The organism is Heliomicrobium undosum (genome assembly GCF_009877425.1).
GTDB classification, from domain to species: domain Bacteria; phylum Bacillota; class Desulfitobacteriia; order Heliobacteriales; family Heliobacteriaceae; genus Heliomicrobium; species Heliomicrobium undosum.
Window position 1 is genome coordinate 104920 of record NZ_WXEY01000009.1, and the last position, 20739, is coordinate 125658.

Sequence of the window (20739 nt, forward strand, 5' to 3'; positions counted from 1 at the left end):
TTCTGCTAGCTGCCAGGAGCGGACTCCTCTAGACCAACGTTCCGGATGGCGTAGCTGCGCCTCTTTATAAATCTTTCGTCGTTTCTGTAGGATTTCATCGGCGAGTCTACCATGGCGTTGCCTGGATGTCATTAATTGTAGATAGCTGTAGAAATATGGTGGATATAAAATAGAGAATAAGAGAAAAGGTACCAACTATTGTTCGAAATATAATTGTATGATTTCATAAAGCAAATCTGAAAACGATAAAGGGTGAATACTCCATGTGTATCATGAAAACTATAAACGAAATAAAATACGGACAATTACAATGGACTATAAGGAATAAAGAAGAATATATTGAGTTCAAAAATGAAAAGGAAGCACACGAATGGGGGATGAGACATTATTTCAAGTGGGCAGAGACATATAAAAGTGTAATGAAACTTGCTAGGAAAACAGTGAAAACAAGTCTTTACACTGCTCCTATAGAGTGCTATTGTGGTTATTCTTACCGACAGATAAATGATTATTTAAGATATTGTTCTGACAGTGGGGAGAATTTGTATAGAGAAATGGCGGATATTTTATCGATTGTATTGTGTAGTGCGCCAAGGATTCCTTGTGATTTAATACTATATAGGTTGGTAAATGATGAATTTATTAGAAACCTTATAGAAGAAAACAAAAGGGATAGACCTATTCAGGAAAAAGGATTTTTGAGTACTAGCTTGATTAAGGATATTGTAAACCAAAGTGAGCCATATGCATCAGAGAAGAATTTGCTAAAAATATATGTAAAAAAAGAAACCATCGGGGTATATGTGAATTCGGTAACGAGAAGAAGTGAGGAGGAAATGTTACTATTTCCAAATATGTTTTTAGGATTATCTTCTTATCCATATAAAGATAAAGAAAGTGGGAAAATTATTTTTGAATGTGAATTGATAAAGTTCTATTGAGGGTCTAAAACTTCGCACCTTAAAGCCGCTAATAAGTCCCGGATATACTTGGTCTGGGAAGTGGATGTACCCCGAAAAACAGACAGTGAAAGAAAGCTCCTCCTATGGTAGAATGAACTTCACCCTGGAAAAGTCCCCTTATTGGTAGATTTTCTGCGGGTAATCAGGTTACGAATCAGCTAGAAATCTGCTGACCAGCTTTGTAAATGAAATCTAAAGCAGGCGATACACAAATGCGGTTGCCCCCTATGATAGAAATAAAATTTTACCATAGGGGGCAACATGCTTTCCTGACCATTTGTTCAGTTTAGTTCATTTCCATAGCCGATTTTCTGTTAATTGGCCCGCCCCTTAACACTACCCGCCGTAAGCATTCATCAAAATCTGCTGCAACTCCGTCATCAACGGCATCCTCGGGTTCGCCGTCGTTGTCTGATCATCAAATGCCCGTTCCGCCAATTCCGGCAATAGGCTCATGAACCGGTTCCGCTCGATGCCGAGTTCGGCCAGGGTGAGGGGCATGCGCAGTTTCTGCATGAGATGGCGGACGGCCTCGATGAGCGACTGGACGCCCTCTTCGACGGTGCGGGCCGGCAGGCCGACCATGCGGGCGATCTCGGCGTAGCGGCGGTCGGCCACATAGGATTCGTAGTTGGGGAAGGACGTGAACTTCGTCGGCCGGCTGGCGTTGAAGGCGATCGTGTGGGGGAGCAATATGGCGTTGGCCCGGCCATGGGGGATGTGGAAGACGCCGCCCAACTGGTGGGCCATGGCGTGGTTGATACCGAGAAAGGCGTTGGTGAAGGCCATGCCGGCGATGCAGGAGGCGTTGTGCATCTTCTCCCGGGCCTGCTTGTCGTGGCCATTGTGGAAAGCCCGCGGCAGGTACTCGAAGACCATCTGGATCGCCTTGATCGCCAGCGCGTCCGTGTAGTCCGAGGCGAGGACCGACACATAGGCCTCGATGGCGTGGGTCAGCACATCCATGCCGGTGTCAGCCGTCACCCCTGGCGGGACGGTCATGACGAACTCGGGGTCGATGATGGCCACGTCGGGCGTCAGTTCATAGTCGGCCAGGGGGTACTTGATGTTCCGTTCCTTGTCGCTGATGACGGCGAAGGAGGTGACCTCCGAGCCGGTGCCCGAGGTGGTCGGGATGGCGACGAGCCGCGCCTTGGCGCCCAGCTTGGGGTACTTGTAGACGCGCTTGCGGATGTCCATGAAACGCAACCGGAGGAGGGAAAAGTCGGTCTCCGGGTGCTCGTAGAAGAGCCACATCCCCTTGGCGGCGTCCATCACCGAGCCGCCGCCGAGGGCGATGATCACGTCCGGTTTGAAGTCGTTCATCATGCGGCAGCCGCGCATGACCGTCTCGACCGACGGATCAGGCTCCACCTCGGCGAAGATCTCGCTGTGGACGTAGATGTGGCGCTGGCGCAGGTAGTGGAGCACCCGGTCCACATACCCCTGCTGCACCATGACCGGGTCGGTGACGATGAAGGCGCGGTGGATCTCGGGCATCTTCTCCAGGTAGGCCAACGCGCCGAATTGGAAGTAGATCCGCTCGGGGATTTTGAACCACTGCATCTTTTCTCGCCGCCTCGCCACCCGTTTTTTGTTAATTAGGTTGACTACCGACACGTTGGCCGAGGTGGAGTTGCCGCCGAAGGTGCCGCAGCCCAGGGTCAGCGAGGGCATGTTGGCGTTGTAGATCTCGCCGATGGCGCCCTGGCTGGCCGGGGAGTTGACAATCAGCCGGCCGGCCTTGATGCGGCGGGAAAAGGCGTCGATCACCGCCGGGTCTTCCGAGTGGATGACGGCCGAGTGGCCCATGCCGCCGAAGCGGACCATCTCCTCCGCCCGGTCGATGCCTTCCTCGGCGCCGTCGACGATGTAATAGGCGAGGACGGGGCTGAGTTTTTCCCGTGACAGGGGATACTGGGGGCCAACGCCCTCCAGGCGAGCCAGCAGGATCTTTGTGTCGGGCGGCACGGAGAAGCCGGCCATCTCGGCAATGCGGGCCGCCGGCTGGCCGACGATGTCGGCGTTGACGGCGCATTTTTCCTCGTTGACGACGATGCCCTCCAGGCGGGCCTTTTCGTCCTCGCTGAGGAAGTAGCACTTGTGTTCGCTCATGTAGCTTTCAAAGTCGCCGGCGATGGCCCGGTCGACGATGACGGCCTGCTCGGAGGCGCAGATCATGCCGTTGTCAAAGGTCTTCGACATGATCAGGTCGGTCACGGCCCGGTGCAGGTTGGCCGTCTTTTCGATGAAACAGGGCACGTTGCCCGGTCCGACGCCGAGGGCCGGCTTGCCGCAACTGTAGGCGGCGAGGACCATGTTTGCGCCGCCTGTGGCCAGGATCAAGTTGACGCCGGGGTGGCGCATCAGCAGGTTGGTGGCGTCGATGGAGGGCCGTTCGACCCACTGGATGCAGTGTTCCGGCGCACCGGCCCGGACAGCGGCCTCATAGACCACCTGGGCGGCGGCGGCGCTTGAGCGCTGGGCGCCGGGGTGGAAGGCGAAGATGATGGGGTTGCGCGTCTTCATGGCGATGAGCGCTTTGAACATGGTCGTCGAGGTGGGGTTGGTGACCGGCGTTAGCGCGGCGACGACGCCGACCGGCTCGGCCACTTCTTCATAGTCGTCAAACTCGTTGACGCCGATGACGCCCACCGTCTGGTGGTACTTGATGCTGTGGTAGACCGACTCGGTGGCGAAGGTGTTTTTGATGATCTTGTCTTCATAGACGCCGCGGCGCGTCTCCTCGATGGCCATCTTGGCCAGGGGCATGCGTTGCTCCAGGCCGGCCATGGCCATGGCGTGGATGATGCGGTCCACCTGTTCCTGGTTGAGTTCAAGAAAACGGTCCAAGGCCGCCTGTGCCTGATTCACCAGTCTGTCGATCGCTTGGGCGACGTCGGGGGCTTGGGAAGCCCCGTGGGCGGCGCCGTTATCTGCGCCTTGCGTAGGGGAGGGATGTTCCCGGTCCATCTGATCGAACCTCCTTGCGCCGGCTAGTTCTCCATTCCTTAATCTTTCCTGGAAAGCAAAAGAAATAGCAATCGTTTTCTTCGATTGCCAGTGAAATCACTCCTGCTAGAAGCTTAAAATTTTCCATGAAAATAACAAGGAACACCCAGCCGGATCGACTTATGCAGTCGGGTCGGCTGGGTGTTCACGTTGAGGAACCGGGGCTAATCGGTCTACGCGATGTGATCATCGTTGTCGTCAATATCAACGGAGGCCCGAACCTGTGTCAGCGCAACAGCAAAATCATCTCCCGTGATCCGGATGGCGCTGGTGAAGTCGCTGGAGAGGGAGGCCGGCCAGCGGTCCATGTCCGGTCCGAGCGCCCGGGCCACCGCCATCAGGGCCGCCTTGGCGCAGAGGGCGGCGATGTCGGCGCCGGTGAAGCCTTTCGTCTGCTCGGCCAAATCGTTGATGTTGACCGTCGCTTCCAGGGGCATCTTGGCCGTATGGAGCTTGAAGATCTGCAGACGGTCCTCCAAGGTCGGCACGGTCACCCGGACGCGGTAGTCGAAGCGGCCGGGGCGAAGGAGCGCCTTGTCGAGCACATCGAGCCGGTTGGTCGTGGCGATGACGACAACCTGGGCGCGCCGATCGAAGCCGTCCATGAGGGAGAGGAACTGGGCTACCAGCGTCGCCTCGAAGGAGGTCGTCGTCCGGCTGCGGTCAAAGGCGAAGGCGTCGATCTCGTCAAAGAAGATGATACTGGGCGCTTTCTGCTCCGCCTGGGCGAAGAGATCGCGCAGGCGTTTTTCACTCTGCCCGTGGAGAGAGGAGAGAAACTCGGGCCCCTTGACGGCGAAAAAGGTGGCCTCCACCTCGTTGGCGACGGCCTGGGCGAGCAGGGTCTTGCCGCAGCCCGGCGGGCCGTAGAGCAATACGCCCTTCGGCGGCGTGATGTTGAGGGTCCGCACCAGATCGGGGTAGCGCAAAGGCAGTTCGACGGCTTCGCGGAGCAGGCGCAGTTCCTCTTTTAAACCGCCCACGTCGGCATAGGTGATCTTCCCCGGTTTGACAGGGCGGAAGAAATCCTCCATGGTGTTATCGAGCGGATGGGAGCTGGAGCCGGTTGAAGAGGAGCTGGTCGAGGATCCAGTCGAGGATCCAGTGCCAGTGAAAGGGTCGGCGTCCTGGGAGCCTCCTTCCGGTTTCACCGGTTGCGGCGCTACGCTGTTGGCAAGTGCTTTCGATTCGTCCACACGGACGCTGGTCATGCAGGTGTCCATGTCAAAGCGGCCGTTGCCGGCCCGCTCGGGCGGCGTCCGGACAATGCCCGTCACGGTGGTTCCGGCGTCATCGAAGCGGTACTCCCAGGCGCCGTCCTTGCGCGGGTTGAGCCCATCGGGAAGGGCGGAGACGCGGTGGGTGACCTGCTGCCAATCGAGGGCGGGGCAGGCGACACAGCCCGACGATTGGGCCAACTGTTCCAGCATGACGAGAACAGCCTTCTTGTCAGTGTGAAAAAGGCCTTCGCCATCCACAGCACCGTGGCGATACCAGCGAGGCCCGTCCGGTTCGCTCCAGTCCACGTCATCGACGATGAGGAAACGGCAGCCCGCAAAAAAGAGCGCCCCTTCATCGCGGGCCGTCAGCCCGACGCTGCGCCCGTCGCAATAGAAAGCGGCGTCGCGGACCTTTTGGCGCTGTTCCAGGCAGGTGACGATTTTATCCAACTGTTCCGGTGTGATCGCTTTTCCGGAAGCGGTGATGCGCCGGATTTCCCAGCCGCGGGCTTTTTTCCAGAACTCGCACAGTTGCATGTGGTCTTTGCTGTCAGCAGTGAAGGCGATGCGGTGACATCCATCGTCCCCTTTGGCGATGGCGGGGAACTGCCGCTTGAGGCCGAAAGAAGCCAGGGTAGAGGGGGAGCGAAATTCGATCATTAGACGATTTGCAGTGTCCATCGGTCATACCTCAAATTCTTTTTGGAATGTTCAAAGAATATATACCCAAATATACCAAGCGCCCCGGAGGTATGTCCACTGTGAAAAGAAGAACCACGACCGGAACATAGCCCGGCCGTGGTTTTTGCTGAATATGAACAATTATCTGGTGGAGCAATCTTCCGTTGAGCCGTCTCTCTGATGACTAGTCTTCTGATGAACATTCTTCCGATGAACAGTCTTCAGAAGAGCAGTTTTCAGATGACCGCCCTTAGAGGAACAGCCTTCCGGCATCACCGATTACCCCTCGAGTATAGCCTCCGCCTCTTCAGCGTCATGGTCCATGATGTACTGGATCCCCGTGATCTCGGCCGCTTCGCGGGTGAGGGCGCAGAGGTCATCGCGGGTGATGTATTCGAGGGAGAACTTGCGGGCGCCGCACATGAACTGCTTAAGGCCCTGGGCCAGGCGCTCGAAGTAGCTGTAGACGCCGATGGCGCCGACGGGAAGCTCCTCGAAGCGATCGCCCGTCATTTTCTTCACGTCCGACGTGAGCATGAAGACCTTCTCCAGCGTGTCACCGTACTTGGCCGCTTCGCCGGCGACCTTGCCTTCTTTGATCTGGTTGCCGATGGTCTTGCCGACCATGGCCGCCGTCAGGGGCGAACGGGCCATGCCGATGGCTTTGATGTAAGGAGCGCCAAGGGCGATGCCTTTGAACATCTGGTCTTCCAGGGTGAAGCCGCCGGCGATGGCCACGGGCGGGATGTAGGCGCCTTTGGCCGCCAGTTTGTCGAGGTACTTGACGAGCAGGGCCTGGATGTAGACGGTGGGCAGACCCCATTCGTTCATCATCCGCCAGGGGCTCATGCCGGTGCCGCCGCCGGCGCCGTCGACAGTGAGCAGGTCGAGCTTGGCGTCAGAGGCGAATTTGACGGCCCGGGCCAGGTCGGCGGCGCGGTAAGCGCCCGTCTTCAGGAAGATGTTTTTCGCCCCTTTGGCGCGCAGCTCGTCGACGCGGGCCATGAAGGACTCGCGGGTGACCATGCCGACGCGGGAGTGGCGTTCAAACTCCTTGAAGGCGCCTGCCTTGAAGGCCGCTTGCACATCTTCTTCGAGGGGATTCGGCAACACGATGTAGCCGCGGTTCTTCAGTTGCAGCGCCCGCTCCAGCGTGTTCAGTTTCACTTCGCCGCCGATGTCTTTGGCCCCTTGGCCCCACTTCAACTCAACAGCGGTGACGCCGAGCTTTTCAAGGGCGTATTCTTGAACGCCCAGGCCGGTGTCTTCCACGTTGGCCTGGACAGCGATGCAGCCGTAGCCGTTGTACCAGTTCTGGAACGCCTTGACGCGAGCTTCCAGGGCGGGGGAGTGGACGACCTTGCCGTCTTTGATCTCCACCTTGGGGTCCATGCCGCAGATGTTTTCACCGATGACGATGGCCACACCGGCGATGGCGGCGCCGGCGGCCAGGTGGTCCCAGTTGTTGGCGGCCACGTTGGTGGAGCCCATGCCGGCGATGACGATGGGGTTCTTCAGTTTGATCTTATGTACATTGCCGATTTCCGTCTCAATGTTGACGGCGGGGAAGATGGCCTTGTCCGAGTCGGCTTCAATGCCCTTGGCGCCGACGGCCGTTCCCATGATGTTGAAGTGGGACAGGTCGACGGGATAATCCTTTTCAGAAGCAGAAGTGGTAGTACCGAAAGGCTGGGGATAGAGCGTCTCTTTGGCTCGATAGGCAGACTTGCCCACTTCGCAGAGACCGGGGCAGCCGTCCAGGCAGGTGGCGCAGAGGCCCGAGAAGGGGACGACGCTGTCAGGGGTGCGCGCTTTGGTCATAGTGGCAGAACTCCGGTTGATTTTGCTAAAGGTCATGGTAGGAAACCCTCCTTACTGTTCACTCTTTCGCTTCTTCACAATGTAAGGATAGGGATGGATATCCCCCAACCTTCTTATGGGGAAACCGTGCTGTCCTGGCAGACCTTTTCTAACGCAAATCGCTTGCGTTATTAATGATTATAGCAGATAAAATGGGTATAGAGGTAAAAAGCGGATCTGACAATCATCATGCCGGGCGGTGTTTCTATTCCAAGGATTTCATCTCAATGGGAGGATTTCTCAACAGAAAGCAAGAACAAACTATAAGGAGCAATGGGGGGCAGATGCAGACAGTTAGAGAATGCAGGGAGATGATCCAGTGAACCTTCGACGCTTGGGAAAAACCGGGCTTACCGTGTCAGAACTCGGTTTTGGCGCGATTCCCATCATCCGCCTGGACACCGCCGAAGCCATCAAGGTGTTGCGACGAGCCTACGAGCGGGGCATCACCTTCTACGACACGGCCAACGCCTACCGGGACAGTGAAGACAAGATCGGTCAGGCCTTTCAAGGGATGCGAGACAAGGTGGTCATCGCCACCAAGACGGGCTTGCGCGACGGCAAGGGCGCGCTGGCCCACCTGGAGAACAGCCTGCGCATGTTGCGCACCGACTATATCGACCTCTACCAACTGCATCAAGTCTCCCAGGACAGGGACTGGGAGGCCCTCACGGCCCCCGGCGGCGCCATGGAGGTCCTCGTCAAAGCCCAGGAACAGGGGAAGATCCGCCACATCGGCGTCACCTCCCACAACCGCCAAATGGCCCTCAAACTGGTCCGGACAGGGCACTTTTCGACGATCCAGTTTCCTTTCAATTTCATTGAAGACGCCGCTAAGGACGACCTCTTCCCGGCAGCGCGGGCGTTGGATCTCGGCATCCTGGCCATGAAGCCTTTCGCCGGGGGCATGATCGACAATGCTGCCCTAGCCTTTAAGTTCCTGCGCCAGCATCCCGACGTGCTTGCCATCCCCGGATACGACTCGGTGCAATCTGTCGACCAGATCGTTTCCTTCTACGACAGTCCCAACATGGTGACAGACGATGACCTCGTCGCAATGGACCGGTACCGTCAGGAGTTGGGCATGCAGTTTTGCCGTCGCTGCGAATACTGCCAGCCCTGCCCCCATGGCGTGATGATCACCCCCGCCATGGGCTATCAGGTGCTGGCCAAACGCATGGATCCGCCCGTCGCCGTCGAGTTCCTGCGTCGGCCCATGGAGACGGTCCCCAACTGTGTCGCCTGCGGCGCTTGCGTCAAGAAATGCCCCTACGATCTGCCCATACCTGAGATGCTGAAAAAGCATTATGACATGTGGGAGCGCCACCGGATCGAAACGGGTCGGTAAACGAGTCGGAATAATTCATTAGGATAAGTCGTTAGGACGAGCCATTCGAACAAAATAACGGGAGAATCGCTTAGAATAGGCGACTGTAGGCAAGTAAGGTCCATGGGGAGAGTAATACAAAAACATCATCAAGCCGGCTGCCGAAAAGGCAGGTCTCATCTGTGTCCGGGCCGACGAGATCCGGCACTCAGGCATTATCGATTGTCCCATGTATGAGCATTTGCTGAACGCCGATGTGGTGATCGCCGATTTGTCTACCCTGAACGCCAATGCTTTTTACGAACTAGGGGTTCGCCATGCCCTCAAACCCTATACGACCATCGCAATTGGTGAAAGAGAGATGAAATACCCCTTCGACCTTAACCACACGGCGATTTTGCCTTACGAGCACCTCGGCACCGACATCGGTTACGATGAAGCCGTCAGGTTGCAAGAAGAACTTAATGGGACCATACTCGCCGTCCTGAATAATCCGCGGATCGACAGCCCTGTTTACACCTTTTTAACAGAACTTCAGCCGCCATCCTTAACGGCGACAACGGCGCAGGTCGATCCTGCGCTTTCCGAGCAAGGACAGTCAGAAACAGAAACCCTACATAACCTGATCGAAGCGGCCCGCGCTGCAGCTCGTCAAGCGAACGAGGAGGAAAATCAAGCCTTCACCATGGCAGCTGTGGAAGAGGTTGCGGAGGCGGAAAGGGCAAAGGCGCAGAATGATTTCCTGACAGCCAAAAGACTACTGAAACAAGCCCTTCAGATCGATGCCAATAATGCCTACCTCCTACAGCAATTGGCCCTCGTCACCTATAAATCAAAGTATCCCAATCCCGTTGCTTCGTTGCGGGAGGCATTGCAGGTTCTGGAACCGCTCAAGCCGGACAGGACGACAGATCCAGAAACGCTGGGGTTATCTGGCGCGATTTACAAGCGGCTGTGGGAGAACCTCCGTGATCCATCCGATTTGGAGCGGGCGATCGAGTATTATGAAAAAGGCTATGTGATCAAAAAGGATTATTACAACGGCATCAATTACGCCTTTTTGCTTGATCTGCGAGGCAGTTTAAACAAACCGCCGCTGTCCGTGGCAGACCATGTGCGTGCCACTGAGGTGCGAAGAAAAGTGGCTGATTTATGTGAACGGCTGATTAAGGATGATAATTTGAATCAGCGCAGTGACAAGTACTGGGTTGTGGCCACCTGTGCAGAGGCGATGTTCGGATTAGGCAATATGGTTGGGTACGAACAAGCCATTCAGTTGGCGGATAGAATAGCGGAAGCAGAATGGCAACGCGTAACGACAAAATTGCAGATCGGTAAACTTCGGGACATTTTGAGAATGACACAATTGTAGCAAAGGGTTACAAGCGGTCTACTGCGGTGGACAGAAGAAAGGTCCCCCCGTGTATCTTTGCTGTCATCGTGATCGGTCGCAGGGCGGCCCAGCGCGGGCTTCCCGGCAGCAGTCGGATTTCGACCTCTTCTGCATTCTCCCGGAACGTTGTCTTGCCGTAGACGAGTTCTCGATCATCGATTGACAAGCTAAACCTTCCTTCCAGGACTTGAGCGGAGGGGGCCGCTGCGTCACTCTGCTCTTTCTTTTCTAAAGGATCTCCGAAGAGGGAGGGAAGGGGCAGCGGCGGTTCGAACTGGGCAGCGAAGTGACCTGTACCCGATGCCACTGTTTCGGAGATGGCGCCGATGGCCCGCAACGCCGGGCGGCCGTTTTTTGACGTGACGATCAAATGGTGGTTAACCGACTGGATATCCATATGTTCATCGTTGCGCGCCGTGATCACATAGTCGATCTCACTGCCGTTGATCGCATACCGCCACCGCTCACCGGGGACGCCTTTTTCCGGCTGTTCGATGAAACGGATCTGACGGCTCCCGGAGCGGAAGACCGCCATATCGAAAACCTCCGAATAATACCCCTTGAGACCGGTGAAGAAGAAGGGGATCCAGATGAAGCGGGGGATTGTGTACTCTTTGCCTGCGATGAGCAACCGGCTTCGCTTTCCGGCCAGGGTGCTTCGAGCGCGGAACATGACGGGCAGGGAACTTGTACGGGCATGCTGGCCGGGATTGATCGAACCGCCCCACCGGGAGGACGTTTTGCCAGCGGCGACGAAATCGAGCCGGATCGGCTCCCCGCAAAAGGAATCAAAGGCGAGTTGGATGCGGACGATGCCGTCTTCCATGGTCCTCTTGTACCCGATAGACCGGAAGTGGATCTCCCGTTTGAGTCCTTCACGTTGGCGTTGCTCGACCACCCGCTCGTCATTGACATGATCGACCTGGGACTGATCATGCAGCGTAATGATCGCCCGGATCAGCGGGTCAGACCCTTCGCGGAGACGGATCATGGCCTCTAGGGATTCATACTTGGGATGATCCCGCATGTACACCATCACATGGACATCACTGCGGTGATAAACGAAGGAAAAGGGCTGGAGCAATAGGCCTTGGAGTTGTTCAGTTGGAAACATGGACAACGCCCCTTTACGTGGCTCTTCTATGGTGCTCCTTTTACGCAGAGCGGCTTGTAGGCATGCCGAAGGCTAGTTTTCGTCGCCTGTGGATTTTCAACGTTCTTTATTATATTTGCCGGGCAGGGCAGATGTCCCCCCGATGCGCTTTTCCATTGATTTCTTTTCCGCCAGCGCGTACAGTAGGAGGGACGGGTTCGGAGCGCCGTCTATGGGGCATAATTTGGATGAAGAAAAGGAGATGACGTCGAAACCGATGGCAAACAAAACCTATCTGGCGCCGCCGGAAATGACCATTGACCCGGAAAAAGAGTACCTGGCCACTGTCAACACGACGAAGGGGACCTTCAAAATCAAACTGCTCGCCGCCGAGGCGCCGCAGACGGTCAACAACTTCGTCTTCCTGGCCCGCGACAATTTCTATGATGGCGTCCGCTTCCACCGCATCATCAAAAACTTCATGATCCAGACAGGCGACCCGAAAGGCAACGGCACAGGGGGACCGGGGTACCGCTTTGCCGACGAGCTGCCGCCGTCCCTGCCCTACGCGCCCGGTGTCGTCGCCATGGCCAACGCCGGCCCGAACACCAACGGCAGCCAGTTCTTCATCTGCAACGGCGACAGTGCCCGCGGTCTGAACAACTACCCTAACTACACCGTCTTCGGCCAGGTCACTGAAGGGATGGACGTGGTTCTGAAGATCTCTGACACGCCCGTGGAATGGGGCGCTGGCGGCGAACGGAGCAAGCCCATGGAAGACGTGCGGATCGAATCGATTAGCATCGAAGAGAAGTAATCAGCGCCTCAGAAAAACGAAGCATTTTCGAACAGCCTACGCAAGATCTGTACACGAAGATTTGAACACACAACTCTGTAATAGAAAAACAGGCCCCTTCCGGCGCGGAAGCAGGCCTGTTTTTTGTTATGCCTTCGTCCATCCTATTCATTTCCTTTACGTCCAAAGCCGGCTCCATAGGAAGATCCCAGCGAACCCGCCGCCGATGACGACAGGCGGTTATTTTTTCAACATAGCATTGATTTAACGCTTTATTATGTTGAATCGCAAGGATGATTGGTTTTTTGAAGTTATCAAGGGATTTTTCAAAGAGGAATAAAATTATTGCTGACGATTGCGAAAGTTCTCGGTATAATGTACAAGTGTCCACGAGGCACAAACAAAACCCACAAGTGGTCAATCCATGAAAGGAGCATCACAGGATGCAGCACAATTCGGAATCGATGCTAAAAAAAGACATTGGAACGATCGTCGCCATGTCCATCGTCATCGGTTCGGTCATCGGTTCAGGTATCTTCATGAAACCCGGTAAGGTCATTCTTGCTTCAGGAGACTCCACGATGGCGCTCTGGGCTTGGGTACTCGGTGGTATCATCACCCTGGCCAGCGGCCTGACCATCGTTGAGTTGGCGACCCAGATCCCCAAAACGGGAGGCCTTTATGTCTATCTTGAAGAGATCTACGGCAAGCTGTGGGGCTACCTCTGCGGTTGGGTGCAAACCCTGATCTACGGACCTGCCGTCATCGCCGCATTAGGCCTTTATTTCGGATCCCTTGTGGCCAACTTCTTCAGTTGGGGGCCGGAAACAAAGCTTTTTATCGGAATCGGCACCATCGTCTTCCTGGCCGTCGTCAACAGCATCGGCACCAAATACGGCGGCTTCGTGCAGACCCTGGCCACCGCAGGCAAGTTGATCCCCATCGCACTGATCGCCATCTTTGGCATCTGGCAGGGTGACGGACAGATCCTCAACGTGACCAGCGGCGTTACTGAAAAGACCGGCATGGCCGCCGCCATCCTGGCTACCCTCTGGGCCTATGACGGCTGGCTGCTCGTCGGTTTTGTCGCCGGTGAGATGAAAAACCCGGCGAAAGTGCTGCCCCGCGCCATTATCATCGGTCTTACCATCGTCACCGTCGCCTACCTCTCCGTCAATATCGCCATGATGCATGTCCTGCCGGCCTCTGAAATCGCCAGACTCGGCGAAAACGCCGCCGGCGCGGCCGCAACGATCCTCTTCGGCGGCATCGGCGGCAAGCTGATCAGCATCGGCATCATGGTTTCCATCTTCGGCTGCCTCAACGGCAAGATCCTCACCTTCCCCCGGGTGCCCCTGGCCATGGCTGAACGGGGACAACTGCCCTTCTCCAGCCTCCTGTCCAAAGTCCAGCCGAAACTGGGAACGCCCATTTACGCCACCATCTCGCAAGTAGTGCTTGCCATCCTGATGATGTTCGTCGCCGACCCTGACCGCCTGTCCGATATCGCCATCTTCGCCATTTATGTCTTCTATATCCTCGCCTTCGTCGCCATCTTCATCCTGCGCAAGAAAAACGGCGCTGCATCGCGGACGTACAGCGTGCCCGGCTACCCGATCATTCCGCTCGTCGCCATCGTCGGTTCCGCCTTCATCGTCATCAGCACCATCTTCGACAACCCCACAGACACCCTGCTGGCCCTGATCATCACCGTTATCGGTCTGCCGATTTACTGGATGCTGAACCGCAAGCCGCTTGCTTCGGTTAAACAGGAAGGCTAACAAGAAAGATTCATGAAAAGCGAAAAGCCCGACCCTGCCGTATCGGCGGGAAGGGCTTTTCGCTATTTGTATCGTTCTTTTCTACATTTGCGTCTAAGGCATTACCGGGAATTACCGGTTATACGGCTTGTCCGTTGCCAGTGGTCATGGGTCAATGCGTCTTGCCTTGATTCATCGAGGCGACGGTTCCCCCAGCAGCGCTTTGAATATGTACCCCTGGGCGCGGCATTCCTCAATGAAGCGGGGGAGCATTTCCGTATTGTCCTGCGAAACGGCGTGGAGCAGGATGACCGCCCCCGGATGGATCTGTCTCATCACCTGGGGCAGCGCCTTGTCGGGACCGACCTGCTTGTCCACTTCCCAATCCCGATAGGCGATGCTCCAGAAGGTTGTCGTCAATCCCAGTTCGTGGGCCAGAGCGACAGAGGCGGCGTCAAAACGGCCCATGGGCGGGCGGTAGTAGAGCGGTTGCTGCCCTGTCAGGTTCTTGACTGCGTCGTTGATCTTTTGCAGTTCCGTTTTCTGCCGCTCCGCGCTCAGCTTGGTCATGTCCGGGTGGGTCTGGGTGTGGTTGCCCACGCCGAAGCCGCGCCGGCCCATCTCGCGGACCAGTTCGGGGTGGGTGTCGATGAACTGGCCGGTGACGAAGAAGGTGGCCGGGACCTTCGCTTGCGACAGCGACTCCATGATCCGCGGGGTGAAGCCGTTCTCATACCCTTCGTCGAAGGTCAAATAGAGCGTTTTTTCTTCGGTAGGGATCCGGTACACCGGGTTGTAGGCCTCGATAGCGCCGGTCATCGAACGGGGCCACTGGGGGGAGACGCCGGTTTCGTGGCGAGGGATCCACCAGTCCTGAGGACCTGTCGTCCCTTTGACGGACGAGGCGCCCGCCTTGGGGGTAGTCTCGATTTTTTCCGGCGAGGTTTGCGGCGAAGCTTGTGACGTTTTTTCTGCTTCTTTGTCCGCGCCTTGTTTGGTCGTATTGGACGCAGTAGGGGAGGTTTTAGCGGCGTCGGTGCCTGCCGCAGGGGTCTTCACGGGCGACGGGGGAGGCGTCGGCGCGCTGGCCCGGGTCTGACCGATGGTGAACAGGCCGGCGGCGATGCCCCCGATGAGGACAACGGTGGCGACAATGGTGAGATTCTTGTCTTTCATGGTATACTTCCCCTTAGGGAACGCGCCGGGCATTTACAAGCTTGCAAGAATCCGCGAACTGTACGAACTCTCAAGTCATGTGTACCTGTAAGCCGCGTAAACCTGCCGGCGATTCCGTGTAATAGGGAAGGATTTCTCTTTCTTCCGCGACAAGTCCTCTAAAAAAACGACAGTAGGAATGAAAAAAGTCAGCCTGCAGAAGGCTGACGCCACAAGATTAGACACGTTTCGCCAATTCCCTATTGGCCGTGTTATAATGATGATCGCCGATTGAGGGACCTACGGATAACCCATCGAATCACCCATTTGAATCACTCACGGGGGGTATTGTTTTTATTATGGATAAGGCGATACGCCGGATCTTTGTGGAAAAACGCGAGGGTTTCAATGTGGAAGCCCAGCACCTGCGCGATGACCTGCGCGATAACCTGGGCATCTCCGGATTGGAAGGCGTGCGGATCGTCAACCGTTACGATGTGGCCGGCATCTCCGACGAGGAGTACGCCCGGGCGCGCGGCACGATCTTCTCGGAACCCAACGTGGACCATGTGTACGATGAACGGCTGGAGATCGACCCGGCTCATCGCCTCTTTGCCATGGAATACCTGCCCGGCCAGTACGACCAGCGGGCCGATTGGGCGACCCAGAGCATCCAGATCGTGACTCAGAAAGAACGCCCCGTCGTCCAGTCGGCCAAGGTGATCGTCCTCGAAGGCCGCATCAGCGACGACGAGTTCAACCGGATCAAGGCCTACTGCATCAACCCCGTCGAATCACGCCAGGCCGGCCTGGAAAAACCGGCTTCCCTGGACATGCAACTCCAGCCGCCCGAAGACGTAAAGATCCTTGACGGCTTTATCACCGCCTCTGATGAGGAACTGCGGTCTCTCATGGGGCAGTTGAGCCTCGCCATGAGTTTTGAGGACCTCCGCTTCTGCCAGGCTTATTTCCGCGACGACGAACAGCGGGACCCGACGATCACCGAAATCCGGGTCATCGACACCTACTGGTCTGATCACTGCCGCCATACGACCTTTTTCACAAAGATCGAGGATGTCCAGATCGAAGAGGGGGCCTTCACCGGCCCGATCCGGGCGGCTTATGAAGAATACCTGCAATCGCGCAACCTCGTTTACGGCGACAAGGAGCGCGATGTCTGCCTGATGGACATGGCTGTCATCGCCATGAAGGAACTGAAGAAACAGGGCCGTCTTGACGACCTGGACGAGTCGGATGAGATCAACGCCTGCAGCATCGTCGTGCAGGCCGATGTGGACGGCAAAAAAGAAGACTGGCTCGTCATGTTCAAAAACGAGACCCACAACCACCCGACCGAGATCGAACCCTTCGGCGGCGCAGCCACCTGCCTCGGCGGGGCGATCCGCGATCCCCTGTCCGGGCGCTCCTATGTCTACCAGGCCATGCGTGTCACCGGCAGCGGAGACCCCCGCACCCCGGTGGAGAACACCCTGTCCGGCAAGCTGCCCCAGCGCAAGATCACTATCGGCGCCGCTGCCGGCTACAGTTCCTACGGCAACCAGATCGGCCTGGCGACAGGGCAGGTGGCCGAGGTCTACGATGAGGGTTTTGTCGCTAAGCGGATGGAGATCGGCGCCGTCATCGGCGCAGCCCCGCGCCAAAACGTCGTCCGCAAAGCCCCCGCGCCGGGCGATGTGATCCTCCTCGTCGGCGGGCGGACCGGCCGCGACGGCTGCGGCGGCGCGACCGGCTCTTCGAAGGAGCACACGACCGAATCGCTCTTCACCTGCGGCGCCGAGGTCCAAAAGGGCAACCCCGTCACGGAACGGAAAATCCAGCGTCTCTTCCGCCACCCCGAAGTTAGCCGCCGGATCAAAAAATGCAATGACTTCGGCGCCGGCGGCGTCTCGGTCGCCATCGGCGAACTGACCGACGGCCTAGTCGTGAACCTGGACGCCATCCCCAAAAAATACGAGGGTCTTGACGGGACGGAGCTGGCCATCGCCGAATCGCAGGAGCGGATGGCCGTCGTTGTCGCCCCGGAAGATGTAGACGCGTTCACCCGGCTGGCCCATGAGGAAAACCTGGAAGTGACCCCCGTCGCTTCCGTGACAGCGGAAGAGCGCCTGAAGATGAACTGGCGCGGGGCGACCATCGTCAACCTGAGCCGCGATTTCCTCAATACCAATGGCGTCAAGCAGCGGACGACGGTCACCGTCAAGGGGCCGGAGGCCGAAAAGAACTACTTCAAAACCCTGCCTGCGGCGGTCGAGGGCCAACTGCCCGACCTGCGCGCCGCCTGGCTCGCCAACCTGAGCGATTTGAACGTGTGCAGCCAAAAGGGTCTTGTCGAACGCTTCGACAGCACCATCGGCGCCAACACGGTGCAGATGCCCTTCGGCGGCGTCCACCAGGCCTCGCCGGCCCAGGGCATGGTGGCCAAGCTCCCCGTCCTCGGCGGGGAGACATCCACCGCCACGGCCATGACCTTCGGCTACAATCCCCAACTGGCCAAATGGAGCCCCTTCCACGGCGCCCTCTACGCCGTCATCGAGTCGGTCGCCAAGGCCGTCGCCCTGGGCGGCGACTACCGGCGCATCCGGCTCACCCTGCAGGAGTACTTTGAAAAACTGGGCAAAGACCCCGTCCGCTGGGGCAAGCCCTTCAGCGCCCTCCTCGGCGCCTTTGTGGCCCAAAAACGGCTCGGTATCGCCGCCATCGGCGGCAAGGACAGCATGTCCGGCACCTTCATGGATCTCCATGTGCCGCCCACGCTTGTCTCCTTTGCCGTCAACGTGATGGACGCCGGACAGGCCGTCTCGTCGGAGTTCAAGGGTTCCGGCCATCCCGTCGTCCTCTTGCCCCTGTGCCGTGACGAGAACGAACTGCCCGACTTCGCCAGCCTCGACCGCAACTACCGGAAGGTGGCCGAACTGGCCGGGGAAGGGAAGGCGCTCGCCGCTTATGCGGTTGGCTTCGGCGGTGTCGCCGCCGCCGTCAGCAAGATGGCCTTCGGCAACCAGATCGGCCTGATCATGGGCGACGGCTTCGCGCCGGCCGACCTCTTCCGCGCCGATTATGGCTCCCTTGTCCTGGAGATCGACAGCGCCGCCGACCTCGCTGCCTCCTTCGGTGACGTTCCCTATGTGCTCCTGGGCTACACCCAGGAAGCGCCGGTCTTGCGCGTCAATGGCGTAGAAATAGCTTTGACCGAGGCCCAGTCCGCCTGGGAAAAACCGCTGGAGAAGATCTTCCCGACTCGGGTGAAGACGAGCGATGATCTGATGGAGTCGCTTAAGACGGGCCTGCCAAACGGATTAAACAACGCCAAAAAATCTGACAACCCCAGCGGAAAAATCGGCCTATTCACTGGCCGAAACACCCAGCGCCCGGCCGTCAAAATCGCCCGCCCCCGCGTCTTCATCCCCGTCTTCCCGGGAACCAACTGCGAGTATGACACGGCTCGCGCCTTCGAAAAGGCCGGCGCCGTCGCCGACCTCCTCATTGTCCGCAACCTGACCCCCATCGATGTGGAGGAAAGCATTGCCGAGATGGTGAAGGGCATTAACAACGCCCAGATCGTCGCACTCCCCGGCGGCTTTAGCGCCGGCGACGAGCCCGAGGGTTCAGGCAAGTTCATCGCCGCCATGTTCCGCAACCCCCGGGTGAAGGAAGCCGTCACGAACCTGCTCAAGACCAGGGACGGCCTCATGCTCGGCATCTGCAACGGCTTCCAGGCGCTGATCAAGCTCGGCCTCGTCCCTTATGGCGAGATCGTGGACATCACCGAGGATTGTCCGACCTTGACCTACAACCGGATCGGCCGCCACATCTCCTGCATGGCCCGGACGAAGGTCGTCTCGACCTTATCGCCCTGGTTCTCCCGCGTCGAAGCAGGGGAGGTCCACAGCGTCGCTCTTTCCCACGGCGAAGGCCGCTTCTTCGCCTCGCCGGAGATGGTTGATCGCCTCTTCGCCAACGGTCAGATTGCCACCCAGTACGTCGACCTGGACGGCAACATCAACGAGGACATCCGCTACACCCCCAACGGCTCCGTCGCCGCGGTCGAAGGCATTACGAGCCCCGACGGGCGCATCCTCGGCAAGATGGGCCACTCCGAGCGGATCGGACGCCATGTGGCTGTCAACGTGCCGGGAGAGAAGGACCAGCGGATCTTCGCTTCTGGGGTGGGATATTTCCAGTAAACCTGAAAAGGGTAGAAGCTTCACTAGTGATTAAGCATTATTAAGTAAAAACAAAAAGAGAGCGGTTAAGAAACTAAACAGTTCTTAACCGCTCTTGGCTGTAAACGGCATCATTGGGGTATCGAAAGTAAATGTCAGCTCATTCACCAACTACCAAAATAATACGGAACATTTGCATAAGTGAAAATGTCTTTAAAGGCCATTAATTTGTGATATTTAGCTGGGACTAATGATTGAATACATTAATTCAAAAAGATAAACTTTATTTGTGAGAAAAAATGAACAGGGGAGCAGGTAATGGAGTATATATGGTATGTTGGATATGCCTCAAATTTATGCTGGGAACGATTTGAATGCTACATTATCGGGGGAAAACCTACGGGAGGAAATCGTCATAACCCTGGGTGCAGAAATCAGGAGCCACCGCTTCTAAAAACGGCAATACGTATCCCATATCCCATGTATTTTGCGAGAAACTCACAACAATGGAATGGTGGTATCGCGTTTATTGATCATGAAAGGAACGTGGTAAAATGTACTTTAGCACGAGGATATTTAATTACACGCCAGCAATTCGACGATGTTGTGGCGCAGGAAAACTCATTGGGACGGGGTACGTACTCGGTTGATATTGAATCGATTATTCAAAAAGGCAATGGTGATCTTTCTAAAGGTTTATATTCAAGAATTGTATATTTAGGTCATAAAGACGATTATCCCATGCTAACGTTTACATCTCCCAAACCTATGAACTCAGAAGTAATTTCTGAGCCGTCTAAGGCTTATCTAGGCGTGATCTGGAAAGGACTACGGGAGAGTTATCCAGACCTTTCCCGGGAAGAGTTACTGCATTACCTTAATGGGCTGCCCGGGGTTACCCCATTTGAATCATTGGATGATTTAATCATTCGACTGGGGCTGTAACATACAAGCTCATTATTAATTATCGAACAAGCTACAACATGTTGTTGATTATCTAGGAGTAGGAGTGATTTATCTGATAAATCAAGAAGTACGTAATCAAATCATTGCAGCGGTAATAGTGGGGGTACTTGGTTTTATAGGAACCACCTGGATAGTGCCTATCTTTTCTAGTAAACCTATTACTGTTCAATCATCTGATGCAATCCCAAATGCTATCCCTTCTCAAGATAAACTATCACTAAATTCTCCGCTTAAAGAGCAACCTAGTTCTCATGAACAGATAACTGGACAACCATCGACTCAAAATATAACTCAGAGTAAAGTAAATGAGTTTCAGGAGTATCCCGTAAA

13 protein-coding genes are annotated in these 20739 nt (G+C 56.4%); 8 read left to right on the forward strand and 5 right to left on the reverse strand.

What is annotated here, in order from left to right; all coding sequences use genetic code 11:
- The first annotated feature begins 263 nt into the window (after nt 1-263).
- A complete protein-coding gene (locus GTO91_RS10255) occupies nt 264-941 on the forward strand; it encodes an ADP-ribosyltransferase (RefSeq protein WP_161258621.1) in 678 nt (225 codons plus the stop codon).
- A 357-nt stretch (nt 942-1298) separates the two neighbouring features.
- Here GTO91_RS10255 and adhE read toward each other — a convergent pair whose 3' ends face one another.
- The 3 genes from adhE to GTO91_RS10270 form a co-directional block, all read right to left on the reverse strand.
- Nucleotides 1299-3935 carry a bifunctional acetaldehyde-CoA/alcohol dehydrogenase gene (gene adhE / locus GTO91_RS10260; protein WP_161258622.1) on the reverse strand — a complete coding sequence of 879 codons (2637 nt, stop codon included), beginning with the start codon at nt 3933-3935 and terminating at the stop codon, nt 1299-1301.
- Nucleotides 3936-4147: 212 nt separating this feature from the next.
- Nucleotides 4148-5875 (reverse strand): ATP-binding protein, encoded by a 1728-nt coding sequence (locus GTO91_RS10265; RefSeq protein WP_161258623.1) that lies wholly within the window; start codon nt 5873-5875, stop codon nt 4148-4150.
- A gap of 279 nt (nt 5876-6154) precedes the next feature.
- Complete coding sequence (locus tag GTO91_RS10270) at nt 6155-7732, reverse strand: FMN-binding glutamate synthase family protein (protein ID WP_161258624.1); 1578 nt, start codon at nt 7730-7732, stop codon at nt 6155-6157.
- A gap of 322 nt (nt 7733-8054) precedes the next feature.
- On the opposite strand from GTO91_RS10270, the gene GTO91_RS10275 reads away from it, so the two are divergent.
- Nucleotides 8055-9083, forward strand: coding sequence for an aldo/keto reductase (locus tag GTO91_RS10275; RefSeq protein WP_328793777.1), 1029 nt, complete (start codon nt 8055-8057; stop codon nt 9081-9083).
- 220 nt (nt 9084-9303) lie between these two features.
- Complete coding sequence (locus GTO91_RS10280) at nt 9304-10434, forward strand: TRAFs-binding domain-containing protein (RefSeq protein WP_207709004.1); 1131 nt, start codon at nt 9304-9306, stop codon at nt 10432-10434.
- A gap of 7 nt (nt 10435-10441) precedes the next feature.
- Here the strand turns inward: GTO91_RS10280 and GTO91_RS10285 are convergent, their stop codons facing one another.
- Complete coding sequence (locus GTO91_RS10285) at nt 10442-11569, reverse strand: hypothetical protein (protein WP_161258626.1); 1128 nt, start codon at nt 11567-11569, stop codon at nt 10442-10444.
- A 211-nt stretch (nt 11570-11780) separates the two neighbouring features.
- Between GTO91_RS10285 and GTO91_RS10290 the strand changes: the two genes are divergently transcribed.
- Together GTO91_RS10290 and GTO91_RS10295 are read left to right on the forward strand one after the other, a co-directional pair.
- Nucleotides 11781-12365, forward strand: coding sequence for a peptidylprolyl isomerase (locus GTO91_RS10290; RefSeq protein ID WP_235919492.1), 585 nt, complete (start codon nt 11781-11783; stop codon nt 12363-12365).
- A gap of 422 nt (nt 12366-12787) precedes the next feature.
- Nucleotides 12788-14125, forward strand: coding sequence for an APC family permease (locus tag GTO91_RS10295; RefSeq protein WP_161258627.1), 1338 nt, complete (start codon nt 12788-12790; stop codon nt 14123-14125).
- 171 nt (nt 14126-14296) lie between these two features.
- On the opposite strand, the gene GTO91_RS10300 is transcribed toward GTO91_RS10295, so the two are convergent.
- Entirely contained in the window at nt 14297-15280 is a 984-nt protein-coding gene (locus GTO91_RS10300; RefSeq protein ID WP_161258628.1) for a delta-lactam-biosynthetic de-N-acetylase, read from the reverse strand.
- A 338-nt stretch (nt 15281-15618) separates the two neighbouring features.
- On the opposite strand from GTO91_RS10300, the gene GTO91_RS10305 reads away from it, so the two are divergent.
- From GTO91_RS10305 to GTO91_RS17840, 3 genes are all read left to right on the forward strand, one after another.
- Nucleotides 15619-19464, forward strand: coding sequence for a phosphoribosylformylglycinamidine synthase (locus GTO91_RS10305; RefSeq protein WP_161258629.1), 3846 nt, complete (start codon nt 15619-15621; stop codon nt 19462-19464).
- A 297-nt stretch (nt 19465-19761) separates the two neighbouring features.
- On the forward strand, nt 19762-20388 hold the full coding sequence (locus tag GTO91_RS10310) for a hypothetical protein (RefSeq protein ID WP_161258630.1): 627 nt from the start codon (nt 19762-19764) through the stop codon (nt 20386-20388).
- Between the two features lie 64 nt (nt 20389-20452).
- Nucleotides 20453-20739 (forward strand): hypothetical protein (locus GTO91_RS17840; protein WP_207709005.1); only part of this gene is annotated, 287 nt, incomplete at its 3' end.